The sequence below is a fragment of the Streptomyces sp. NPDC059866 genome, assembly GCF_042731325.1.
In the GTDB taxonomy this organism is placed as follows: Bacteria; Actinomycetota; Actinomycetes; order Streptomycetales; family Streptomycetaceae; genus Streptomyces; species Streptomyces flavusporus.
Window position 1 is genome coordinate 40956 of the sequence record NZ_JBHWJT010000037.1, and the last position, 23588, is coordinate 64543.

Annotated in this window: 19 protein-coding genes and 2 pseudogenes; 8 read left to right on the top strand and 13 right to left on the bottom strand. The window is 69.7% G+C overall.

All coding sequences use genetic code 11. The annotated features are described in order from the left end of the window. Positions 1-3: 3 nt before the first annotated feature. A complete protein-coding gene (locus ACFV7R_RS38560) occupies positions 4-1164 on the bottom strand; it encodes an iron-containing alcohol dehydrogenase (protein WP_385272703.1) in 1161 nt (386 codons plus the stop codon). 133 nt (positions 1165-1297) lie between these two features. On the opposite strand from ACFV7R_RS38560, the gene ACFV7R_RS38565 reads away from it, so the two are divergent. The 4 genes from ACFV7R_RS38565 (at position 1298) to ACFV7R_RS38580 (ending at position 4653) form a co-directional block, all read left to right on the top strand. Beyond that, positions 1298-2260, top strand: a complete 963-nt coding sequence (locus ACFV7R_RS38565) for a LysR family transcriptional regulator (protein ID WP_385272706.1) — start codon at positions 1298-1300, stop codon at positions 2258-2260. A gap of 214 nt (positions 2261-2474) precedes the next feature. Beyond that, entirely contained in the window at positions 2475-3572 is a 1098-nt protein-coding gene (locus ACFV7R_RS38570) for an integrase core domain-containing protein (protein ID WP_385272709.1), read from the top strand. Positions 3573-4073: 501 nt separating this feature from the next. Continuing rightward, complete coding sequence (locus tag ACFV7R_RS38575; RefSeq protein WP_385272712.1) at positions 4074-4379, top strand: hypothetical protein; 306 nt, start codon at positions 4074-4076, stop codon at positions 4377-4379. Between the two features lie 7 nt (positions 4380-4386). After that, positions 4387-4653 carry a hypothetical protein gene (locus ACFV7R_RS38580; RefSeq protein WP_385272715.1) on the top strand — a complete coding sequence of 89 codons (267 nt, stop codon included), beginning with the start codon at positions 4387-4389 and terminating at the stop codon, positions 4651-4653. 296 nt (positions 4654-4949) lie between these two features. Here ACFV7R_RS38580 and ACFV7R_RS38585 read toward each other — a convergent pair whose 3' ends face one another. The 6 genes from ACFV7R_RS38585 to ACFV7R_RS38610 all read right to left on the bottom strand — a co-directional run bounded on the left by ACFV7R_RS38585 (position 4950) and on the right by ACFV7R_RS38610 (position 12346). Then, complete coding sequence (locus ACFV7R_RS38585) at positions 4950-5327, bottom strand: hypothetical protein (protein WP_385272718.1); 378 nt, start codon at positions 5325-5327, stop codon at positions 4950-4952. A 12-nt stretch (positions 5328-5339) separates the two neighbouring features. Then, the gene (locus ACFV7R_RS38590) at positions 5340-8912 is read right to left on the bottom strand and encodes a CHAT domain-containing protein (protein WP_385272721.1); all 3573 of its coding nucleotides are present in this window, start codon (positions 8910-8912) and stop codon (positions 5340-5342) included. Between the two features lie 3 nt (positions 8913-8915). Beyond that, entirely contained in the window at positions 8916-9851 is a 936-nt protein-coding gene (locus tag ACFV7R_RS38595) for a hypothetical protein (RefSeq protein ID WP_385272724.1), read from the bottom strand. A gap of 612 nt (positions 9852-10463) precedes the next feature. Next, a complete protein-coding gene (locus ACFV7R_RS38600; protein ID WP_385272727.1) occupies positions 10464-10949 on the bottom strand; it encodes a hypothetical protein in 486 nt (161 codons plus the stop codon). Positions 10950-10958: 9 nt separating this feature from the next. Then, the gene (locus tag ACFV7R_RS38605; RefSeq protein ID WP_385272730.1) at positions 10959-11138 is read right to left on the bottom strand and encodes a hypothetical protein; all 180 of its coding nucleotides are present in this window, start codon (positions 11136-11138) and stop codon (positions 10959-10961) included. A gap of 26 nt (positions 11139-11164) precedes the next feature. Then, on the bottom strand, positions 11165-12346 hold the full coding sequence (locus ACFV7R_RS38610; RefSeq protein WP_385272733.1) for a helix-turn-helix domain-containing protein: 1182 nt from the start codon (positions 12344-12346) through the stop codon (positions 11165-11167). 338 nt (positions 12347-12684) lie between these two features. Here ACFV7R_RS38610 and ACFV7R_RS38615 point away from each other — a divergent pair, with 338 nt between their 5' ends. The 4 genes and pseudogenes from ACFV7R_RS38615 to ACFV7R_RS38630 form a co-directional block, all read left to right on the top strand. Further along, a complete protein-coding gene (locus ACFV7R_RS38615) occupies positions 12685-13125 on the top strand; it encodes a DUF6415 family natural product biosynthesis protein (RefSeq protein ID WP_385272736.1) in 441 nt (146 codons plus the stop codon). A gap of 1518 nt (positions 13126-14643) precedes the next feature. Next, positions 14644-15573: a hypothetical protein gene (locus tag ACFV7R_RS38620; protein ID WP_385272739.1), complete on the top strand. Its 930-nt coding sequence runs from the start codon at positions 14644-14646 to the stop codon at positions 15571-15573. Between the two features lie 47 nt (positions 15574-15620). Then, positions 15621-16337, top strand: a complete 717-nt coding sequence (locus ACFV7R_RS38625; protein ID WP_385272742.1) for a hypothetical protein — start codon at positions 15621-15623, stop codon at positions 16335-16337. Between the two features lie 259 nt (positions 16338-16596). After that, a pseudogene (locus ACFV7R_RS38630) lies at positions 16597-16836 on the top strand (methyltransferase domain-containing protein); the annotation flags it as partial. A 463-nt stretch (positions 16837-17299) separates the two neighbouring features. Here the strand turns inward: ACFV7R_RS38630 and ACFV7R_RS38635 are convergent. The 6 genes and pseudogenes from ACFV7R_RS38635 to ACFV7R_RS38660 form a co-directional block, all read right to left on the bottom strand. Further along, positions 17300-19997 (bottom strand): annotated as a pseudogene (locus ACFV7R_RS38635) (ATP-binding protein); the annotation flags it as partial. Continuing rightward, complete coding sequence (locus ACFV7R_RS38640; protein WP_385272745.1) at positions 19985-20506, bottom strand: hypothetical protein; 522 nt, start codon at positions 20504-20506, stop codon at positions 19985-19987. The pseudogene ACFV7R_RS38635 and the gene ACFV7R_RS38640, both read right to left, overlap by 13 nt. A gap of 58 nt (positions 20507-20564) precedes the next feature. Next, positions 20565-20906: a hypothetical protein gene (locus tag ACFV7R_RS38645; RefSeq protein ID WP_385272748.1), complete on the bottom strand. Its 342-nt coding sequence runs from the start codon at positions 20904-20906 to the stop codon at positions 20565-20567. Beyond that, positions 20903-21835 carry a conjugal transfer protein gene (locus tag ACFV7R_RS38650; protein WP_385272751.1) on the bottom strand — a complete coding sequence of 311 codons (933 nt, stop codon included), beginning with the start codon at positions 21833-21835 and terminating at the stop codon, positions 20903-20905. Before ACFV7R_RS38650 ends, ACFV7R_RS38645 begins: the two co-directional genes overlap by 4 nt. Positions 21836-22457: 622 nt before the next feature. Further along, positions 22458-23288, bottom strand: a complete 831-nt coding sequence (locus tag ACFV7R_RS38655; RefSeq protein ID WP_385272754.1) for a hypothetical protein — start codon at positions 23286-23288, stop codon at positions 22458-22460. A gap of 93 nt (positions 23289-23381) precedes the next feature. Continuing rightward, the coding region (locus tag ACFV7R_RS38660) for a hypothetical protein (RefSeq protein WP_385272757.1) at positions 23382-23588 on the bottom strand (207 nt) is incomplete at its 5' end.

Genomic DNA, 23588 nt, shown 5'->3' on the forward strand with positions numbered 1-23588 from the left:
AAATCAGGCGTAGATCTCGGTGTAGAGGGTCTGGATCTCGTCCGTGGTGGGCACGACGGGGTTGTTGGCGGGGGAGCCGGACGCGAGGGCCTGCTCGGCCATGAGGGGCGTCAGGCGGTTCCATGCGTCCTGGTCGATGCCGTAGCCGCGGGGCGTGGGGACTTCCAGGTCGCGGCACAGCGTGCGCAGTTCGTCGACGAGCTTGTCGGCGGCCTGGGCGTCGGTGTCCGTGGCCGTCGCGGCGCCCAGGGCGCGGGCGCAGTCGGCGTACCGGCCGGGCGCCGCGTGCACGGAGAAGGCGGTCACCGCGGGGAACAGCATGGCGTTCGACAGGCCGTGGGCGACATGGAAGTGCGCGCCGATCGGGCGGCTCATGCCGTGCACCAGGGCCACGCTGGAGTTCGAGAAGGCGATGCCGGCCTGGGTGGCGGCGAGCATCATGGCCTCGCGGGCCTCGGCGTCCGCTCCGTTGGCGTAGGCGCGGCGGAGGTTGCGGCCGATGGTCGTGATCGCGGTGAGGGCGAGGCTGTCGGAGAAGGGGTTGGCCTTCCGGCTCACGTATGCCTCGACAGCGTGGGTGAGGGCGTCGATGCCGGTGTCGGCGGTCAGCCGGGGCGGCATCGACATGGTCAGTTCGACGTCGACCACGGCGGCGAGCGGCAGAAACGCCGGGCCCAGGCAGAGCATCTTCTCGTCCGTGACGCTGTCGGTGATGACCGTGAACTGGGTCGCTTCCGATCCACTGCCCGCCGTGGTGGGCACCGCGATCACCGGAAGCGCGGGGCCCGGGTTGACCCGTGGTGCCTTGTAGTCGCGCATGTGACCACCCTGCACACCGAGCAGCGCGAGGGCCTTGGCGGTGTCCATCGGACTGCCGCCGCCGAACCCGACCACCGCGTCCGCCTCATGGTCACGCAACGCCTTCAGGCCCGAGGCCAGGGAGTCGGTCGTCGGATCGGGCACCGTGTCGGAGAACAGCCGCGGGTGCAGCCCTGCGTCCGTCAGCGTCACCGTCAAGCGGTCCGCCGCGCCCGTTCCGACCAGGAACGCGTCCGTCACGACGAGCGGGCGGCTCAGCCCCAGTCCCGTGATGACATCGCCCAACTCGTCGACGGCGCCGCGGCCGACGCGCATGATCCGTGGCAGGGACAGGCTGGCAGTCATGGAGAACCTCTCGACGGTGGGAGGAAGGAGAGTGGGATGTTCCGCGACTGTTCGACTGTGGCGCTCCCGACGGTGTGCGTTCAATCGCCAATGACGCAGACCGTATGTGCAGAAATGCAGATAGGCTGCCCTCGTGCACTCCAGCTCGGCCGACAAGAACCCGGCCCCGCGTCCGGCGGTCGGCCCCGCCGCGGTCGACCCGCGCAGGCTCCGTGCCGACGACCTGCGGTATCTGCTCGCGGTGGCCCGCACAGGCCGTCTGGTGGCCGCCGCCGACGCGCTCGGCGTCGACCACACCACCGTCTCCCGACGTATCGCCGCGTTGGAGAAGAGCCTCGGCCTGCGGCTGATGGAGCGGGGCACGGAAGGGTGGACCCTGACCGACGCCGGAAAGACCGTCTCGGAGAACGCACGCGCGATCGAGGACGCTCTTGCCCGTGTCGTCGACGCGGTGTCCGGCCAGGACACGCCCTCACTGCGCGGCACCGTGCGGGTGAGCGCGCCCGATGGCTTCGGCACCGTCATCACCACACCCGCCCTGGCCCGGGTACGGCGGCACCATCCCGGGCTGCACGTCGAACTCGTCACGGCGACACGGCAGTTGACCCTGCACGCGTCCGGCTTCGATCTCGCCCTGGCCATCGGCAGACCTGCGGGCAGCCGTCTGGTGACTGAGCACCTCACCGACTACGCGCTGGGGCTGTACGCCAGCGACGAGTACCTCGCCCGGTGCGGATCCCCCAAGTCAACCGCCGACCTTCGGGAACACGCGCTGATCTTCTACATCGAGTCGATGCTCCAGGTCGGCGATCTCGACATCGAACGCCATCTGCCGGGAGTCGCCCCCGCGTTCTCCTCCACGAACGTCTTCGCCCAGCTCGAAGCCACCCGCGTAGGAGCCGGCATCGGCGTACTGCCGGCCTTCCTCGCCCGCCGGGCACAGCTGCGCCGACTGCTGCCCGACGAGGTCGACATCCGGCTGCCGATCACGCTGGCCGTGCGGCGGGAAGCAGTCACCCAGGCCACCGTGCGGGCCGTGCGCGACGCCATGCACCACGAGGTCGCCGACCGGGTCGCTGAGCTGCTCCCGGGATGAACCGGCCGATCCCCGACTGGGCGGGCCCGCCGATCACGAGCCGTTTTCCTGTGCGTTAATTCCCTGCAAGCTCCCGCCCCACCTGCCCTGCCCTTGCCGAAAACCTCATCCGCCCAGGTGGGAGCCGGTGTGCGGGATGCGCAGGGTCTCGAGCGTGGACGCTCGGATCGGTACTCTCGCGCGCCTGGCGATCACCCCGGCATGACGGCCGGTCGTGCTGCTGCGACTGGCTTACCTGGCCGTGACGAACGCGTTCGCCATGCTGCGCCTGCTGCCCACGAGCGACCGGGACAAGGACACAGAGATCCTCGCCCTGCGCCATCAGATCACGGTCTTGGAGCGCCAACTCGGGGGCGAGAAGGTTCGGTTCTCCCCGAGCGATCGCGCGTTCCTGGCGGCGTTGCTGCACCGCCTGCCCTCGCAGGTGCTGCGCAGGACACGGCTGGTGGTGCGTTTGGACACGGTGCTGCGCCGGCACCGCAATCTGGTCGCCCGCCGCCACGCTGCCCGGTCCCGGCCCAAGCGCCCGGGAAGACCGCGGGCCGTGCGCTCCATCCGGCTGTTGGTGCTGCGGCTCGCCCGCGTGAACCCCAACGGGGGATATCGCCGCATCCACGGCGAACTCCTCGTCCCGGGCGTCACTGTGGCTGCCTCCACCGTCTGGGAGATCCTTCAGGAAGCCGGGATCGACCCGGTGCCCGAACGCTCTGCAAGCACGCGGGCGGACTTCCTGCGCTCCCCGGCCGATGCCCTGCAGGCATGTGACTTCCTGGAGACGGTCACCCTGTCCGGGGCGCGCCTGTATGTGTTCGCGGTGATCGGGCACGCCGGCCGCCGGACCCGGATCCTCGGGGCCACCGCGCACCCCACCGCCGCGTGGGTGCCGCAGGTCGCGAAGAACCTCGTCATGGACCTCGAAGACGCCGGCTGCCGGGCCAGGTTCCTGATCCGGGACCGGGACGAGAAGTTTCCCGCCCTGTTCGATACCGTCCTCAACGATGCAGGGATCGAGGTGGTACTCAGCGGAGTACGGATGCCGCGCATGAACTCGATCATGGAACGGTGGGTGCAGACCTGCCGGCGCGAGCCACTGGACCGCACCCTGATCTGGAACCAACGACACCTGCTCCACGTGCTACGCGAGTTCGAAGACTTCTGCAACTCCCACCGGCCTCACCAGGGCATCGCCAATGCCCGCCCGCTGCGCCCCTTGCCGATGCCGGTCACCGATCCGGAGCAGATCACCCACCTCGAGATACGACGACGCCAACGACTCGGCGGCGTCCTCCACGAGTACCAACACGCCGCCTGAACCGGGCGGATGAGGTTTTCGGCAGACGCAGGGTCTACCGGCACGGCCGGCTCCGGCCCCGGGCGCACGAGCGTCAGCACGCGGGTTTCGGAATCTGACACCAAGCCGCAGATTACGGCGATCACTCGCAGAATCCGCGAGTTACTGCGGAGATCTCATGCCAAAGAGTGGAACAAGCCAATAGGGCGATCTACCAGCTGAGATGCAGGTTCACGTCCACCGAGCGCCCGATGGGAACCCGCGCGTACTCCACTACCACTATGGAGGACCGAGCCGTCGCAGCATGGTCAGGCGCCGCGGGCGCGTCTGCCCAGGTAGTCCATCCCTTTGGCCTGGTTATGAGGGGCCTTCAATTCTGTCCGTTGTCCGTTCTACGCATAGCCCACTCACCCGCAGCCCGCGCACAGCAGTCCTCACCACCAACCGACGCGGACTGTTCACTCACTCAGCCCGTCACTCTGCGCAACCACAGCAACGGTGAGTCTGCAAAGGTGTGAGCAGATGGTCCCTGGCGAGGCCGTCCGGGTCCTCACCACCGAGAACACCAGCCTCAAGCGGCGGCGTGTTCAGCAGCTCGCCCGCGAACACCGTTCACTGCAAGAGCGGCTGGAAGGCGCCCGCTCCAACAATCGCTTCGCTGAGAAACGCATCGCCGACCTGGAAGTCCAGATCCTCGAACTACAGCAGGGCGTCAGGGCGCAGTCACGTCAACTCGCGCCGCCATCCCGGAGCCCGCCGGTCACCGTCACCGGCCTGACGCCGCCGACAGCGTCAAATCACGGTAAAGCCGTGCGAGATATCGGATGATCGCCGAGTGAGACGTGCGCTGAAGAGGTGGGGGCCGCTATACGTGGTCATGGTGGTGGGGCCGATCGGACTCCATATCGCTCTCGCCGACTCGGCATGGGGCCAGTTCACCATGGTGCGGCTCGGGCTGGCGGCGCTCGGACGGGTGCCATGGCGCTTGATGGACTTCCTCGCCGACGCGCACCGGCAGCAAGGCGTCCTGCGGCAGGTAGGGGCGGTATACCAGTTCCGCCACCCCGACCTCCAGCGCCACCTCGCCGAACGCCAGCCCTGATCACAGTGCCTCTCCGTGACAGGACCGCGTCCACGGACGCAGCCTGCGCATACTCGGCCAACGTTCTCCGCACTCAGAGCGATCTCGCCCGCCAACTCGGGACCTCGAGACTGCGAGCGCGAAGCTCGAAGAGCTCCTGGACCGCCAAGAGAGCACCCTGGGCTTCGACCACCCGCGCACCCTTGTCACTCGCTGTTCCTCGCCGCGGACACCCTATGCGCCTCGTCGGACCACCCTGCCGAGTGGACAACCGGGTCCGGGCCCGACAACCGCGCACAGGGCTCCGGCCTCTGCGCTCACGGAGCCGGGGGCTCGTCCTCGACGCGGACCAGATCGACGTCGTGCGTGGGGCAGCGCGGCGGGGTCTCGCCGACGAAGCGGCGGTACCAGACAAGGGTTCCCAGGGGGCAGCGGAAGACGGCCGATGGTGCGACGGGCTGGGCATCGCCGGCGAGCGGGTCGTACGCGCGCAGGTCCGACGCGGTGGCGTCGAGGTAGTCGGCCAGCCAGTCGCCGACGGCGGGCGCCGACTCGGCCAGCCGTACGATTGTGTCGTCGTCGGCTGCATCCAGCGCGGCGCGCAGCTTCTGCGCTGCGGCCGCGTCGAGGAGTTCTTCGAGGTGCGGGAGCACGATGCGGGCGGCCTTGTGGAGGTCAGTCTCGTTGTCTGTCATCGTACTCACTCCTCAGGCACCGAAGAAGACGAAAGGTGCCCAGAAGACGGGGTCGCTGAAGGGTGTGTATCCCCGGCGCCGTAGCCGGAGGGAGCCAAGGGACGGGGGAAGCTCCTGCAGTTCTTCAAGGATCTCTCCAGCGGTGAGTTCGCGCAGATGGGTACGCGCGATGGCCAAGGCTTTTGCCGGATCGCCGGCAGAAGCCGCATAGGCGGTGTAGAACTTGCGGACGAACAAGAACGTGGCGGCGTCGTCCACTGGCCACAGGGTCGCCACCACCCCGCTCGCTCCGCTCTGGATGCAGGCCGAGGGCAGCCCGATCACTTCGTCACGCCGGGTGAGGATGTCGGTCACGCCGCTCTGGCAGGCCGACAGGAACGCGAGCCTGACACCTTTAAGTACCTGATGGGTAATCAATTCCCGTATGAACAGCGGCTGGCTGCCGACGAGGATCGACGACTCCATGGGCTCTTGTAGTCGGTAGACCCCGTGGGTGGCGAGATGGAGGTGGTTGAAGCCCTCTATATGCGCGGCGAGTTCGTCCTTGGCGCCAGGCTGCGCCGGCACTGCGGTCCCGTCGTCGAACACCGCGAGTACGGCCTCTACCTCCGGCCTGGCCAGCGGCAGGCTGGGCTCGGCGTACGCGAGTACACCGGCCGCCCGTTGAGCGTACGCCCTCGCTCTGACCTGACAGCGGTGGAGGATCTCGGCGGACGCCGCATGCGTCAGGGCTGTGCTGTCGGGCACGACGATGCTCAGTGGGACCAGGCTCCACCAACCCATGGGGACGACGGTGACGCGCGGCCGACCGCGGAGGCGGTCACGCAGCCACGACGTGACCGGTGCGGACGCGAAGGTGCGGATGGCGTGCTGCGCGGTGTCCCCACCCGACATCGTGCCGAGCAGCAGCCCGCTGCGTTCCCCGTCCTTGTCCTTGCGGGTCGGGAAGACCAGCGCCGCCAATGCCTCGTGCGTCAGCGGATCACTGTGCTCCTCGACTCGGCCTTCGGTGGGGAGCACGGTCAGCAGGGATGTGCCCCAAGGCGAGGTGAGTAGATAACACAGAGCGTCGTTTCCCGTCGCGTAGGCGCAGATGGCGTCGAAGTCGGCCCGGCGGGGACGGATCAGCAGGGCGCGGGCCCGCGCCGTCTCGTGCCGGGCCGCTTCGAGTTCGGCACGCCGGTGCTCGTCGGCGACTCGGGCCTGCTGTGCGGTGACCCGCGCGTGCGTGGGGCGCGGACCTAGCACGGCCGCCTCGGCGGCACGCAGCTTGGCGAAGGCATCCTGGTAGTCGCGGTACTCCGCCGTCGTACGGTCGATGTCGGCGTCGACCGTCGTGGGGTCGAGCGCCAGTGCTTCTCGCAGGGCGAACGACCGGCCGGCTTCGGCGCTCTCCACCGCTGAGGAGAGGTTGCCGCAGCGGGCGAGAGCGAACGTGTAGGACGTGTACACCGCGCTGGCCCTGTCGAGGACCGCGGTCCGCCCCGAGCCGCTCACGGCCTCGTCGTAGGTGACGGCCAGGGCACCGGCAGCGGTGGCGTACCCTTCGGCTGCCTGCGGCCACCGCCCTGCGGCAGCGTGGCACTCGCCGACGATGCCAGCCGTCCGCACGCAGTAGTGGGGGGCGTTGTCGGGGGTGAGTGTCTCCAGCGCCAGGTTCGCGTGCACGATCGCCCGGTCCGGATCGCCGCTGAGCTGGTGGACGACGGCCAGGTTGAGGTGCGCCACCCCCCATTCGAACGGGTGGATGTTCCTGTCGATGGCGGTGATCGCGCTCTCGGCGTCGGCGATGGCCGCGGTGACGTCGGGCACCACTGCTTTCGCCCGGACCAGGGAGATCTGGGAGTGGATCACTCCCCAGAACAACGGGTCGCGTTCCCGGGTGAAGTGGGTGCTCGCCTTGGTGAGATGCTCGATCGCCCGCTCGGCGTACTCCGGTGCTCCGCGGTCCGTCTTCCCCGCGTACAGGGTGCCCAGATGGTAGTGGCACTCGGCCGAGACGCGTTCGTCCCCAGTCTCCGTGGTGTGCGCCAGCAACTCGTCGATCATGGCGACGGCCTGGCTCTCGAACTGCTCCACGGGCTCCACGCGCCGTTCCATCAAGCAGACCGCGTACCCGAGCTGTGCCTGGATCCACGTGGGTGAGTCGTCCTGGGGCCCTGTTACCGACAACGCGTTGCCGAAGTGGGTAAGCGCCTGTTCCAGGTTGTCGGCTCGGTTGCCCGCTGCCCGTTGCTGCAGGCAGACGCCGAGGTTCTTCTGGAGCGTCGCCCACTCGGTCGGCGCGGTGTCCGCCCGCAGCATGGTTGAGGCATCTTCGAATTCCTTCTTCGCCCGCTCGATGTTGGCGAAACGGTCCCCGTGTTCGGAGCGCAGGTAGTGCATGCCCCGGTTGTTGTGCACGAGTGCCCGCAGATGCGGATGGTGGTCGCGATCGACCAGGGTCAGGGCGGCGTCGGCGCATCGGAGACTGCGGGCGTCGTTCTCCGCGGGATCGCCTTCGAGGCGGTCGTCGTAGGCCATCTCCAGATTGATCAGGATGCCCGCACGCAGGACCGGGCGGTCGGCCGGGGCGCGTTCGAGCGCCTCGTTCAGAAGCACGACCGACTCCTCGACGTGCCGACCGGTGTCGTCGTTGAAGTGCTGCTGGTGGTGGATCCGGGCGAGGCTGTTCAGGCCGATGGCCAGCCACTGGTCATCGCCGCTGGTGCGCAGCACGGTGACGGCCTGCTCGGCGAGATGGATGGCAGCGGTATGGTCCCGGGCACCGGACAGCAGGCCCAGCTGGAATTCTGCCGCGGCTCGGTAGACACGTGCCTTGGCCTGATGCGTGCCCTCGGCCTCCTCGTCCAGCGCCGTCGCGAGCATGAGCGCCTCCTGCACCCGCTCGCGGCGTACACCGGACTCCGGGTCGATCAACTCTTCGATGCGGGAGAGGATATAGAGCACTCTCATGTCCTGCAGCATCGGCAGCAGACGCTCAATGGTCTGGTCGGCCGCAACGTCATGCTGGCCATACGCACTGGTCAGCTCCGCGATGGCGGTCTCCGCCGCGGTGATCCGCTGGGTGTGTCCGGCCGCCGACGCGAGCCGACGCCGAATGTCGGCGAGCAGGCCCTGGAAGTCGTCGCCAGGAGTGCTCTGGTCGGGCTCGGGCCCGGCATCCTCGTCGGACGACAGTGCCCCGTCCGTGACGCCGGGTGCCGTGTCGGACATCCATCGCTCGACGACGGGCGTGATGGCGGAGAGGTCGCCCGAACCGATATGCGGTGGCTCGGTCAGTCCCTCCTCCGCCCGCACCACCCGCGCCAAGTCCCCGGCGAGCCATTGCGCTTCGTGTCGGTCGACGCCCGGGGGCGGGACGAACAACATGACCGGCAGGTGCGCCGGGTGGTAGACGAGGAGCCCATGCGCAACCTCGACCTCGGTATGGCAGTACCCGCAGACGAAGGTGAACACTGTGCCCTGCCGTATTTCGGACACCAGCTCCGGTTCCCGCGCGAGGTTGCGGATCACACGGAGTTCCAGCATCATCTCACGTCGGCAACGCGGGCATTCCGCAGTGACCTGCAGGGTCCGCTCCATCGCTTACCTCGGCTCAACTGGTGGGGGAGGCACGAAGCGGGGATGGACGGCGTCCGACCCGCCGCTGAGATACGACGTCAGTTTCGCCCCTTGAGCCAGCTCGTCGCGGGGGTGCTCGGGCAGCGGCCAGCGCAGATGCTCGTAGAGCACGGTACGGTGCACATCGAAGGCGGCTTCGACGAGCTGCCCGTAGACCTCCGCACGACTCGGCGTGATCAACAGGACGGCACCGGCGGCGGTGGCAAGGCCGATCGGCACAGCCCACAGAGACCAGGGACTGAAGACGAGGAAGAGCAGCCCCCACAGGGAGGTGGCGACGCCCCGGTCCAGTGCCCGGCGGGCAGCCTCCAGCTCCTTGCGCGTCGTCTCCGGCAGCAGGAGCCACAGACGCGGCCAGACGGTGACCGCGTCCAACCCGTACTTGGCGCCAGGCCGTGACTCCGCGGCGTGCAGCACGTTTCCGACCCGCGTGGGCATGAGCGCGGCGGATTTGAAGGGACGTAGCTGACGTCGCCTGTCGATCTCGGCGTAGCGGCGCAGGGTCTCCGCGTCGGGTGTGGCGCCCGGGGGTGTGACGAGCGGTTCCAGCTGCTGCCATTCCGCCTTGTCCGCCTTGTCCTTGGCGTGGAGCCGGGCGATGAGTCGCTTGCGCAGGAAACCCAGCCAACGGGGCCAGTAGCCTTCCAGCAGCCGCAGCGTGGGCGTGACGAACTGCTGAACTGCCAGAGCCGATGCCGCCACGACAACCAGGGCCAGAGCAACGGCCAATAGTTGGACGGGTGACTTCTGGCGGGCCAGCCAGTCCGTGAGTGGACGGACGCCGTGACGGTCGTGCGCGTACGCGAGCAGCCCCCCGATCCAGAAGACCAGGGCCGGCCCGGACACAGCCGCCCAGCGGTCGGCGAGCTTGGTGCCGGCCGCTTCCCAGAGCTTGTCCATGCCACCTCCGTCGGGCGATGTCCAGGGAGCCGCCCCGGCGCCGCGGCCGGATCACGCATCCACGATGCCACGCCGGATGCCCGCGAGAACCCGCGTTGAGCGGCTGGTCCTGCGCAGAGAGCAGCATGCGGTTGCGAACCCCAGCGCACGGGCCGCCCGCGCGCGCCTTGGGCGCGTCGAGTTGGGCCGACGGTTTCCCGCCGCACCCGTTCCCGCGCTGCCGTGCTGTCTCACAGCCCGGCGAGGACGCGGAGGGCACGCGGTTACCGGTCTTGCCGCAGGGGCACGGCAGTGGCGTCATCCTTCACTCAGTGGCAGCAAGCGCCAGCCGGGGACTGGGCCGCCTACGCCGCCGACGTCGCCAGCCCGAAGTGCCCGTGAATCATGCCTCATGCGCTTGGCTATCCGAGACCGCCATTGCTCTGGAGAAGCTGGGCGTTGATTCAAGATTGTATGCCGTGACCGTCTCATGGCTTTACCGAGCCTACGTCGGCTTGCGGGTGGGCATGCGCAGCCTCGTGTCCATGCACTACCAGTTGGTGCTGTGCGAGGAGAGGGGTGCGATCATCCGCGAGCGGGGCCGGGGCCGCGGTATCGGTCTCGTCCGGTGACTCAGCCGCGCCGGGCGGCTCCGTTCGGCCAAACGACGTCGACGGGAAGGCTGGCTTCGTGTGCTTCGAGCGCCGTGTCCGCGGTGCCGCCGCCCTTGCCCGAGGGGGGCTGGCCGTTCCAGACGGCGACGAGGCGGTCGGCATGCTTGAGGAGGTGGCTGTTGGCGTCTTCGTACGCCGACCGGTTCGCGGTCTCGTGGTCGAGTACAACCACCTCGTCGGCTGCCTGCGTGAGCCGGTCGAACGTCTCGGCGTGGTCTGGCTTGACCTTGTTCTGCCGGTAGTCCTTCGAGGGGATCACCACGACCAGGCGCCCGCCCAGCTCAAGCACGGCTTCGGCGAAGAGGGAGTCCGATCCCTTGGCGATGCATGAGACACCGGTCAGGTCGTCGGCGTACGGCCGGAGTGCCTCCCGCAGGGCTTCGCGCACCAACGGGACACTGGCGTCGGTCAGGTCCATGTGGCCGGTCACGGCGATCGTGGTCACGTCGCTCCTTCAGCTCGACAGCAGTTCGCGGATCCGTGCTCGCGCTTCGCCGACCGTACGCGATGTCGGCCGACCCACCGTGTACGGATACAACTGTCCCAGCTGGGCGCGGACGCGGACGGACCGGGTGCGGGCGGCGGCGTCGACGGCGCGGTGGGTCTGCTCGACCCCACCCGCAATGTCACCCATCAGGAAGTGGCACTCCGCCAGCCCGATCAGGTCGAGGGCGTGGCTGCGTCCGGCTTCGGCGCCGCGGGTCGTGAGCGCGCTGCGGATGTTCGCCTCGGCGGCCTCCGCGTGCTGCGGTTCGCTGCGTGCCATGTCCAGCAGGCGACCGCCGGTAACGCCTGCCAGCTCTGCCTCGTCGAAGTATGTGATCCAGTATGGTTCTTCGCCTGCCCCTGCCTCAGCGAGGGCCTCGGCAGCCTCGCCGGTGGCCGGAATGCCGCGGCCCGGCCCATGGCGGCGTACGCCCACGCCTCCCGGGTATGGAGCATGGCGAGCACACGCGGCCCCGCGGCCTTGCGGGCGCCCTTTTGAGCCAGGTGCACGAGTTCCAGCGCGTCCTGCGGCCGGTCCCGGTAGAGCATCTGCCGCGCCATGCCCGCCAGTACGTTGGCACCGAATGCGGCATCGCCGCCGGCGTGAGCCGCGCGCAGCGCCAGCATGTAGTAGGCCTGGGCCTGCTTCTGAAGGCCCGAGTCCCAGGCCATCGTTGCGGCCGTGCCCCCGAGGAACGCCATCACCCTGAACAGCCCTTGCTCGACGGCCGGTTCCTGGTGATCTTCGAGGTGACCGGCAACCTCGTTGAGCTGCCCAACGACAGCCTTGCGGCGCAGGCCTCCGCCGAAGCGGTGGTCCCAGGCGCGGAAGGCTCGTGCTGTCGCTTCCAGTTCCTTGACCTCTCGCTGCCCGACGCGGCCACGCCGATGGGTGGCCTCCGCGGTTGGCGCAGGCTGAAGCCAGCCCTCCAGTGAGTCGAGCAGCGCAGCGCCGGACATGGCAGCGCCGACCATGGCGCGGGTCGCGGCGCGGCGATCCATCACGAAATCGCTCCTGGTCATGTCGGTCGCCAGCTGAACGGTCGCGGTGGGGCGCCAGTGCGCATCATCGGATGACCGTGTGTCCAGCGGTGTGGTGGGCGGGTCAGGGGTGTCGGGCTGTCTCTCCCAGGAGCGGTCGGCGAGCCCGACCAGGCGCCCGGGGATGCGCAGCCCGTCGGCAATGCGGCAGATCACCTCGAAGCTGGTGACCTGCTGCTGGCCGCTGATGATCGTCGAGACCTTGCCGGGTGTGAGCTGGCAGGCCGCTGCGATGCGGTTCTGCGACAGGCCGCCCCACTTCTTGATGAGCGAGAAGGCCGCGGCGAAGTCGTGCTCTGCCAGAGCTCGCTTCACGTCGTCTCGTTGACGGAACAGACCCCGGCGACCGCGCTAACGGTCCCGGGGCGTGGCCAACGCTTCGAGGGAGCGCCGACATCATGAAAGCTACAGCGCCGACCCCGGACCGAACACGGGGGGCGAAGATGACGATCGAGGTGTACACGGTCAGCCGGGACGGGGTGGTGGTGAGCCCGCCGCGCGCCACGGTCAGCGTGCCGTACGGATACGAGCCGCCCTCGAACTGATGAGTACCCAACTCGGGCCCTGCGCTTGCCCGGTCCACCGCGAGGCGGGTGCTGTCAGGTGAACGCCACCCGAGACGAGATCGAAGCCCCGCGCCGTCCACCGGGCTGATGCGCGCCCAGGCAACCTGGTTCCTCGATCAGCGCACCCTGCTGCGCCATCAGACCGTGAAGGGTTTCGGTCAGGACTTCTGCGGCTACCTGGGGCAGCTGATCCCGCGGATCGGGCAGCTCGCCGACGTTCTGCCCCCGGATGACGTTCCCGCGAGGGTGGCGCTGGCCGGTGTCGGCGAGGCCTGCCGACGCCTGGGGGAGGAGGGGGCCGCTGGCCTGTACGGCGAGGTCGAACGCGTGAAGCGGCTGGCCCGGTCCGTCGTGGCCCGGTGTGACCACTACGACGCGCTGACCGGCCTGGTGATGTGCCTGGCCTGCGACAAGCCGATCGAGGCGGGTGATGCTTGGGTGCCGTACGACCAGGTCAGCCCCTCCGGCGGCGTGGCACGGGCCGGCCGGATCCACTGCCGCTGCGCGAACGCGCCACGCCGTCACTGACGCGGCACCCACCCCGGGGAGGGGCCCACGGCGACCGCAGGGTCAGGGTCGCACCACGAAACGCCCCTCCCGTCGGAGTACCGCAAGACTCCGGCGGGACGGGTCCCAGAACTCTGGCCCCGAGCCCGCCCCGAGCAGGTCGAGGCGATCGCCCGACAAGTTCCCGCCTACCGCGCGGCTGACCCGGCGACCGTGACCGTCTTTGCGCGCACCGTCTACGCCGCGTGGGAGGAATGGGAGCGTATGCGCCCGCTGCCTCACCGTGCTGCGCTCACTGCTGCGGCCCGAGACTGGGCAGCGTGCCGTGAGGCCGGGTCCACAATCCGCACGCTCTGAACCGGGGCTTCGGGCGCTCCCTATACAGTCCCGCTTGTCTGCTTCCCCCCTGGCAGATGGGCGGGGCCTTCCATGACCGGCCTGGGCTATCGTCGTGCCGGCCGGCATCTCCGCCTCCGGGTTCAGCTACAGCACCGGCGCGCTCAGGTCCGCCTCGATCGGCGGCTCCCGGTCGTCAAGGTCGGTGCCGGAGACGTGGACAGGTCTCGCGGCTCGGCAGCGGGTTCTACCTGCCGCATCTCGGCCTGGCCCGTAAGGCGGGTGTGCTGAGGACGGGTCGCCGCGCCCGGCGCCGTCGGCGCGCGTGGATCGGCGTGCCGCCTGCTTCATTGACCTGGGGCTGCTGATCAGCCGGTGGTCGGCCGAGGTCGCCGACCGCCAGGTGGCCGGTACTGGGAAGGTGACCTCTCGGCCAGGCGACTTCTCGGCCGTCGGCACCCTGGTCGACGGCACCGCCCGCTACGCCAAGCTCCTGCATCTGCCGGACGGCCGCACCGGCGTGCCTGGGTTGCGGCACCGGAGGTGGCGTACGTCGCCGAGTACGGGAGTACCCGGCCAGGTCGCCCTGCTGGTGGTGGGAGCGCGTGGTCTGGTCCTGGTGCATACGGCAGGCTTGGAGTGTCGGGCCTCTCCGAGCGTCCTGGTGTTACGGGGCGTGCGGCCTGGCGTGCCGGGGGCGCGAGTCGGTGGCACACGCTCCGGTCGTGCTCCGCGCACTCCTGCTGCCTGCGGAATCTGGACAGAGAGTCCTCGGAGCGGGGTGCGCCTTTGCTGGAATGGACCTGCCATCAGGTGGCCGAGACGGCACGTGCGCAGGGGGATCGATTGTCCTGCGGCCTTGCTGGGGCAAGGTCCGCGGTGTCTTCATGAGCGTCTTTCTGAAGAGACGAGTTACTTCGGCTGCGCTCCCGAGGCCTGCAGTCCTTTTTCGGGGTCGCCGATGCGGAAAACCGGTCATCAAGGCAGGGGGAATGCGTGGACTCCTACAGTGTCACGGTCGTGGGTCCCAGCGGCTCCGGCAAAACCGTCTACCTGGCGAGCTTGTTCCGGCGCCTCGCCGTCAACCGCGAGGCGGTGGGCTTCTTCGTCCAGACCGACTTCTCGTCGGCCAAGCTGCTCAACCACACCTACGGAGAGATCACCCGCCCCGGAGCATGGCCCGGAGGGACCATTCTCGACCGAGTGCAGGAACTGGCCTTCACCTGCAGCGTCCGCTCACCGCACGGCGTCTTCAGCCCGTTCGCGATCAAGTACGTCGACTACGGCGGAGGCCTTCTCACCGACGTCTACGAAGACGGTGCGACTGCTGCCGACGACATTGAGGACCGCCTGCGCAAGGCGAACGTGCTTCTCGTCTTCCTCGACGGAATGAAGGTCGTGAACTACCTGGAAGGCGACTCACGGCTGGTCGACGAACTCGTCCCGGTCTTCAACCAGTTGCAGGACAGTACGGCGGTCATCCACTTCGTGATCACCAAGTGGGACCTGCTGCACGACACCCATACCCTGAAGGAGGTGGCGAGCAGCCTGCTTGACCACCCGGATCTCAGCGGCTTCGTCGATCACCACGCCCGCATGAATGAACGCGCCGGAGCGATCCGCCTGTTCCCCGTCAGCTCCGTCGGCCTCGGTTTCGCCGATCGCGGCCCCGACGGGCAGATGGTCAAACGTCCCGGGGCGAGGCCGCACCCGCTCAACGTCGAGATCCCTTTCGCGGCGGTGCTTCCCGACCTTTTCGAGCAGGCCTCACAGCTGCTGCTCGATCCCGCTCCGGACGAGGAGTTGGAGCAGCGCGGCCGCCTCCTCGCCAGACTCCGGGGCATCTCCGGCCTGTTCCCCGTGGCGAAGAAGGTGTTGCTCAAGCGCGCCGTTGCCAGTCCAGCGCTCGCGGGACTGGGTGAGGGAATCCTCGACAGCTTCAGCAACTGGGCCGATTCGCGGCTCAACGTGTACGAAGGCCGCCTGGAGGTCGACCGGGCCAGGCATCGAGCCGAAGCGGAGAAGATCGCCAGCAACCGGGAAGCCATGAAGCACCTCGTCGAAGCATTCGAGTTACTCCTCGCGGACTTCGAGCGCGCGCACCCCGGGTCCCAACTATCGAACAGGGCGTGACCATGACGACATCAGCGCAGGCATGGCCTTTCGCCATAACTCGAGCCATGCGTACCGACTACCGGCTGGTCGCCGCACCGGACTTCCTGCTGCACAGCGGGCAGGCCGCCGATCTGAGCGCCGCTGCGAACGGGAACGTCGACCCTGACTGCGTCTACCTTCGGCCCTGTTCCAGCCCGGACGGCACTGAGCTGTGGTGCGCTTATCGTTCGGTGCCGCTGCTCGCGGCGGACGTCGACCGACCGGGTGATACGGCACTCGACGAGTTCGGCCGTCCCATCCGGCTGATCGAAGGCATCGTATGCCAGCAGCGCCCCGACGCCGTGCTGGGGCAGGGCCTCTTCCACCATCTCCACCCGTCACTCGTGCCGACCTTGACAAGGTTCTACGCCGAGGACAGCGCGACCTTCCGGGTGGTTCCCACCCTGCGGTTCTTCCTCAGCGACGTTTCTGCCGGTGAACCGATGCGGTTGCGGGAACAAGCCCGTCTCCAGCTGAGGAAGGGAGGAGCGCCCGCCCCGAGCGGGCGGTTTCCAGACCCCATCGCGGTCAGAGCACCTGTCCCCACTGTTCAAGGCAGCTCGCAACCTGGCGGGGGAACTGGTGAAGCTGCCGCCTCCGGCCAGCAGGGCTCTCATTCGAGTGATCATCGCTCTCCTGGAGCGGATCCACCACGCCGTCGCCGGGCGTGGCCATATCTCACCGTTCTCTTCACAGTGCTCGGAGGACTGACACTGCTCTTGGTGCTTCTCCTGCGGGCGTGACCGGCTGCTCCTCCCCGTCACGCCCCGGCATGTGTTCGTGCCCCGCTGGTGGGAGGGCCGCGGCGCGGGCTGGGAGCTGCGCGATGGCGCGGCCGATCCTGAGGCGTGGATGGAGAGCGCCTACGCGGACCGGACGCTCGTGACCCGCGTCGGGGCCGCGCACGCCGACCAGGCCGTCGCGGGTGCCCGGGTTACGGAGGGGCTGCCCACGTCGTCGTCGACGCTGCCGGGGCTGGTGGTGACGATGTACCGGCACGCGATGATCACCGACGGCTCCCGGGTGCTCGTGACGACCGGCACCGGCTACGGCACGGCCCTGCTGTGCCGGCGGCTCGGCGACGCGTTGGTGACGAGCGTGGACGTGGATCCGTACCTGGTGAAGACCGCGGTCGAGCGGCTGGAGGCGATCGGCCTGCGCCCGAGTGTGTCCGTCGGCGACATCACCGGGGACCTGCCCGGCCGGTACGACCGGATCGTGTCCACGGTGTCCGTGCGGCCGGTGCCCGTCTCGTGGTTGGACGCCCTGCGGCCGGGCGGGCGGCTGGTGACCACCATCGCGGGGACGGGGCTGATCCTCACCGCGGACAAGACGGAGACCGGCGGCGCCGTGGGCCGTATCGAGCCCGATGCGGCCGGCTTCATGCGCACCCGCCACGGCGAGGACTACGACGACCCGGCCAGCGACGTCTGGGACGTGGCGATGGAACAGGAGGGGGAGGAGGTGGCGACCTGCCGGTACCCCCTGCTGAATCCGCAGGATTCCTGGGGTGTCATGTCGATGCTTGCCCTTCAGGTCCCGGACATCGACTACCGGTACCGCGAGGACGGCGACACCCGCACCGTGTGGCTGCTGCACCCCGATGGCTCCTGGGCGCGCGCCACGGCGACCACGACGGCGATCACGGTGAGACCAGTCGCGGCCGCGGCAAGGCGTCGGGAGCGGTCCCAGATGGAAGAGGTCATCAGATGTGTTCCTTCGGACGGGCCCCGCGGTCTCACCGGCGAGCGGCTCAGGCACGGAAGGCGAGGCAGCGCTCGTGCGGCGTCCTGGTGTGGTGGTGATGGACGTGGTGATGCGCTCGATGCGGGGGATGGAGACCTTGATGCGACCGGTGTTCTGCCGCGGGCAGGTCAGCAGGAACTCGCCCTCGCGGCCCTTGCGGCCGACGGGGGACAAGCCGGTGGTCACCAGCCGTAGCAGCTCGCCGTCGTTCGGGTCGAGGCCGACGAACTCCAGACCACGGCGGGCGCGTTCACGGTCCGCGGTGCGGGCGAGTGCGCGGTAGGCCATCAGGCCGCGGTCGGGGCCGAGTTCGGCGGCGTCGTGGGATCCGGCGATGAGGCCGGCGCCGTGCTTGCGGCCGTCGTGGAGGATCTCGTGGACCAGGGCGGTGCCCTCGGCCGACGAGGTGAGCCAGTACAGCTCGTCCGCGACCACCGCGGTGAACCGCCCGGCGTCCTCGAACGCTCTCTGCCGGGCGATCGCAGCGATCAGATACAGCACGGCGCGTCCGATCAGCGCCTCCAGCGGCTGCTGGTGCAGGACCTCCGGATTGTCGAACGCGGCCTTCGGCGGCAGCTTCAGACCTGCCGTCGTGATCACGATCATGTCGGAGGCGCTGGAGGCATCCAGCTGCACCGGCGGCAGTGTGGGGTCGAACACCATCGCCGCCAGGGAGTTGGTGGCCACCACGCGGACGAGGCCGGCGAGGCTGGCGGCCGCGTCCTGCCGCTTGCCCACCTCCCGTAGGGCCATCTCCTGAAGGACCTGAAGCACGCGGTGCATGGACGGGGCGTCGCTGGCGGCGGCCTGCTCGACGGCGTGGTGCAGGACCTCGCCGCTGGTGCTCATCGGGCCGATGCCGAGCTGCAGGGTGAGGTAGGACAGGGCGTAGTGGCGGCCTGCGGGGCCGTCGAACATGCGCAGCGGGTCGATGGACACCTCGGCGCGTGCGGCGTCGATGATCTGGACGCGGCCCTGGGCGGCAATCCGGGCGAAGGTGGCCCACTCGCGGACGGGGGTGCGGTCGATGCAGATCGCGCAGCCGCCGCGCGCCCACACCGCCTCGGCGATGAGCTTCTGCAGGACGCTCTTGCCCGCTCCCAGGTCCCCGACGATGCCCATGGAGGCGGACGCGTCCACCTTGGGCGCGTCCGCCACGTTGATCATCACGGGGCGGGTGGTGCCGCTGTCCAGGTCGATGCCGAGGAACATCCCGTTCGGGTCGCCGACCTCCGCGGTGGTGAAGGCGCCGCCCAACGCCCAGTCCTCGGAGATCTGGTGCTGGGTGAACTCCCGCACCACGCCGGGCCGTACGGTGCCGGGCAGGCCCAGGGTGAACAGGGCCTGCTGCAGGCCGGCCGGGCGCACGGCCCGGTAGTCGGCGCCGCCGAGCAGGGCGGCCAGCGCGCGGGCCCGGGCGTCGCAGACGGCGGCGGTCGGCCCCCACACGGTCAGGACGGTGACGGACTGCACCTCGACCTCGACCGACGTGCGCGCAAGGCGGGCGTCCAGCTCGCCAGGTCGCGGGCGGCCTCGGTCAGCGAGGCGGGCATGCCGGTGGGGCGGGCGTCGTACTGGTCGGCCTGGTCGATGAGTTCGTTCTTCTTGCGTCGCACCTGGTCGCGGGCCTTCTCTGCGGGCACGAGGGTGAGGTCGACGGTGTAGTCGACGGGGAAGTCGAGAGTTTCCAGCTGGGCGAACAGGTCGGCGGCGTCCTGGCTGACCGCGGGCGGGCACTCGGCCAAAGCGAGCTGCGCCTGATAGCCCACGCCGGCGTCGGACTCGACCTGCAGCCAGCGCCGCCCGAGCGGCGAGCCGGTGTTCAGCCGCCACCAGGCGGTGCGGCCCGACCGCGTGATCCGGCCCGCGCTCTTGAGCTCGCCCGTGTCGTCCAGGTCGGGGTCGATGCCGCCTTCCTGCAGGCGGACTTGGCCGAGGTCGGCGTAGCTGGGGGAGCGCAGCACACCGTCACGGAGGTACCCGCCGTACAGCTCGCTGGTTTCGGCATCCGCCAGCAGCGGCTCGGCAAGGCCGCGGTGCAGGGCGTGCTGGACCATCCACACGATCTCCGCCGGGCGGGCCGGACAGAAGGCGATACCGCCGGCGAGCGCGGCCTCCACCCGCAAGGCCTGCTCGCGGTAGGCGCTCACCTCGCGTCGGGCCACCGGGGCCGGGTGCATGCCCAGCATCGGGGCAAGCTCCGCCCAGGCCGCGCCGAGGGAGGCCGACACCTGCAGACCGGCGGTCTCGGTCTGCAGCGGAACCGCCAGCCACAGGGTGCGGCGGTGCATCTCCTGGCCGTCCAGCAGGTCCAGGGTCGCCTCGACGTTCTCCACCCACGGGTGCGGGCCCGCATCCGGTGCCGTGTCGGCCGGCTCGATGCCCTCGATCATGCGCAGGGCGATCTCGCCGGGATCGACCTGCGCGCACAGACCGAACAGTCGCGGTGCCCCGGACAACGACCGCACCAAATGTGTGACCTTGGTGAGTTGTTCGTCGTGGACCGCGGCGGGCACGTAGGTGCCCTGGACGGTCTCCTCGTGCTGTCCCTGCGTGTCCGGGCCGGGGTGCAGGCGGTAGACGGCCCACACGCTGCCCTGGGTCGACCACACCAGGTGCCCGGCGATGTGACGGGTCGGAACCCTCACCGCGCATCCCCGCCCTGCGCGGCGAGCGCGAGCAGCTGCTGCACACCCGACACCGGCCCCACCGGCACCGCGCCAGCAGCCGGCTCCGTGCGGTGGCGGGTGGACGAGCGAGTTGCGGCCGGGCTGGGGTGCGGCGCCCGAGGGGCACGCCGCTGAGCTGCAGGGGATGGTGTGGCCTTCGCAGCGGGGACCGCCGCGGGCGCGCCCTCGATGGTGAAGCCGCCGAGCAGCGGGCGGGGAGCGCGGTCGCGGGCGGCACGCCCGCCGATCCGCCCTCCTTTCGGCTGCCAGCCGAGCAGCACCCAGCCCAAAGCGGCCTGCACCGGCGCATGGCCTCGGATCTTCGGACGGCGCACCGCCCAGATCGCCAGCAGCCAGGCCGTGATGGGGATCGGCCCCAGCACCGACCACCAGCTGATGGTCTTGACCAGAAGGAAGCCGCCGCCGACGGCGAGGGCGATCTGCGCGGGGGTGTAGGGGCCGAGGGGGATCTTCCAGTCGGCGACCTTGCCCAGCACCAGGGATGCCGGCGGGCGGCGGTGTAGAAGCGGCTCACCCGACCCGCCGCGGCCGCGCTCACAGCCAGCCTCCCGTGCCGGCGGAGTACTCCCGTACGACGGGATCAGAACTGTGCACGATGCCGGGGACAGCGGGCGCGCCCTTGGCGGGGTTGTTGACCTCGTCCTCGAACATGTCCGAGGGGTCCTCGCGGGAGTTGTACAACCCCAGCGCGATGATCATCAGCAGCAGGGCGCCGATCCCGGCCTTGAGGCTGAACTTTTGGATCATGATGACGACGACGAGCACGAGCAGACCGGCCTGCAGGCCCTTGGTCGCCCAGTCCTGGAACATGTTGATCCACGAGTCGCCGAGGTCGTCCAGCTGCCCGGCGAGCATCAGGCTGTTCACGGTGTTCACCGGGCACCCCCGTCCGGGGCGGTTCCGGACTCCAGCGCCGCGACTTCCCACCGGCCCGAGCGGGCCGTGAGCGTGAGCTCGTACGCCAGCGGCCACCGGCCGCCGGCGTCCCGGGCTTCCACCCGGACGAGGACACGCACCGCCGTGCCGTCGGCCGGCACCTGCTCGGCGGCCGCGGCCTCCTCGACCGCGGACACCTGCTGCACCGTGACCGCCGTGTACGGGGCGGGGGAGACGGCGGTGAGCTGCACGCCGGGCGCGAGGTAGCGGTCCACCTCTCCGGCACCGGTCAGGTAGGCGGCGAGGAACTCCCCGACGGCGGAGGACAGATCGCCCTCCAGGACGGTCACGCCGTACGGCGACTTCGGCACCTCGGCCCGGGCCGGGCCGGCCACCACGCCCGGCGCACCGGTCACGGCGAACGAGGCGCCCGCCTCGTCGGCGGCCACGGGCACGGCGTAGTAGCGCACCGATCCGTCGGCGTACTGCGCAGCCACCGTCACCGCCCATGCGCCGCCGTCGCGCTGCGCACTGCGCACCGCCGTCACGGACGCAGGCCGCGACTGCGCATCGGAGGCTGGGTCGGGCAGTTCGACGCCCGGCGCCATCGACTGCGCAAGCCGCGCCTGCGCACTTGTCGCATCGTCCGCGCTGCTGCGCAACCACGTGCTGACGAACAGTTGCGCATAGCCGCCCGGGTCGGCGGCCCCTGCCGTGGTGCGCACGGCGGTGGGCTTGGCCGGGCTAGCCGCTTGGACCGTGGTCGGGGTGGAGGCGACGGCGACGCCCAGGGCGATGGGGCCGGCCGCGATCACGGTCCAGACCGCTACACGCGAGAGGCGGACGCGGCGCCGCATCGCCTCCAGCCGGGCGCCCGCCGCCATCGGAGCAGCAGCCTCGCGTTCCGAGGCCTGCTTGCCAGGGGACATGGTCAAACTCCCAGGTCAGAACGGATGTTGCTGACCTCGAGAAAACCCGCCGACCCCGACCCGACCACCGACCACGAGAGGCCGACCAAGGTCACGATGGGGACACGAAGTCCGTGGTCGGGGTTGTGGTCGGCCCGACCACAGGCCCGACCACGGGCCGGCGTGAGACGAGGACAGGACATCGCGTCCGGCCCACGGCGTCGGGGCGGCGGCCGCCGGGCGACCACGTGGCGCTCGGCCAACGAGCCCGCCCCCGATGCGCAGACGGCAGCCGCCCGGACCCTCGAGGGGCGCCTGCGCAGTGCGTCACCCGGTCCTGCGCACCGGAAGATCAGGAATCCTCGGGCCGACTGCGCAGCCGCGCCGCGCAACGCGACTGCGCAGGATCCTCGGTTGGTTGCGCAGCCCGATTGCGCACCGCCTGTCCGGGGCTGCGCGCCGGTTGCGCAGTCGGGTTGCGCAACCGGTGCGCTCTGGGGGTGAAGGGGGTGTGGTCGGCCCGACCATGAGCCCGACCACGGCAGCTAGACCCGTACTTCGCAGGTCACTGATTCGGATGATCTGGCCGCCACCCCACAGCAGAGAGTCCGGAGGGCATCTCCTGCGGTCTCCTGGCAGAGGATCAGATGGCCAGCGCCACCACCCCCACCACCGCGAACGCGACACCGGCCAGCAGCACAGAGCCCATCAGCAGAATGAGTACCGCACCGAACACGAGCCATCCCGTCGTACGACGACCGACCATGGCGGTATCGGGGTTCACGGGGTCGTACGTGATCTCGGCCCGCTCGGCACCTCCGTCCGAGCTCTTGCACTCACGCCGTACGCCGTGACTGTCGACGTACGCGTAGTAATACTGCTTGCCACCCTCGTGCCAGTGGGTCCCCTGTAGTTCTCCCTCGACGGTGATCCCCCGGGTACGCAGCACCCAGGGTTCCCGGAACACCTGCCCCCCGGCTTGCACGCCCGCCACCCCGCCGGCGATCAGGAGGGGGGCCACCGTCCAGAGGACCACCGGGGCCACCCCGGAAAAAGCGCCCTTCACCAGCAGCAGGACGAGCACCAGCACATAGCCGCCCCCGAGGCCCCACCTGAGCAGACGGGCCCGGTTCGGTGCCGCCCGCTCCAGCGGCTTCTCGGTCACCAGCTCCGCCCCGTTGGGCCGCGGCTCGTCGGCGTCCCGTATGAGCAGTGCACGGCGGACGGCCTGCGCGAACTCGTGCACGGCAGGGGCACTGCGGCACCTGAGGTGGTAGGCCACGGGCTCGTCGCCCGTCAGTACGACGGTCAGCTGTCGGCCCTTGGCGCCGTGAACGTCGACTCGTTCAATCGCCGTCACCGGTATCCGGCGCCGCACGCCGTCCGTCTCCAGCAGCACCGCCCCGTCCTGCAGCCGGGCGGAGGCACGGCGTCTGCCGTGCAGCACCAGCGAGGACGTCTCTGTCGAGGTCATGCGGGCACATTAGGCGAGCTTGGGAACGGAGGGGACGGTTCGGCCGTGTGACGCAGCGGGGGCGTCTGGCCCGGTGCTGTTCAGGTCGCCGATTCATGTCCGTGGCCGGTGAGTTCGGGTGACTTCGATGCTTAGGAGTTCAAGGAGGTGGAGCTGGACGCCCCGGGTGATCTGCACCATCGGCGGGTCGGTGATGGTGCCGATGCGCAAGGTGAGTTCGCCGAGGTGGTAGAGGATCATCCGGCCGGTGGGGCGGACGCGGCGGTTGTCCGGGTAGAGGCCGACCATGGTCTGCTGGGG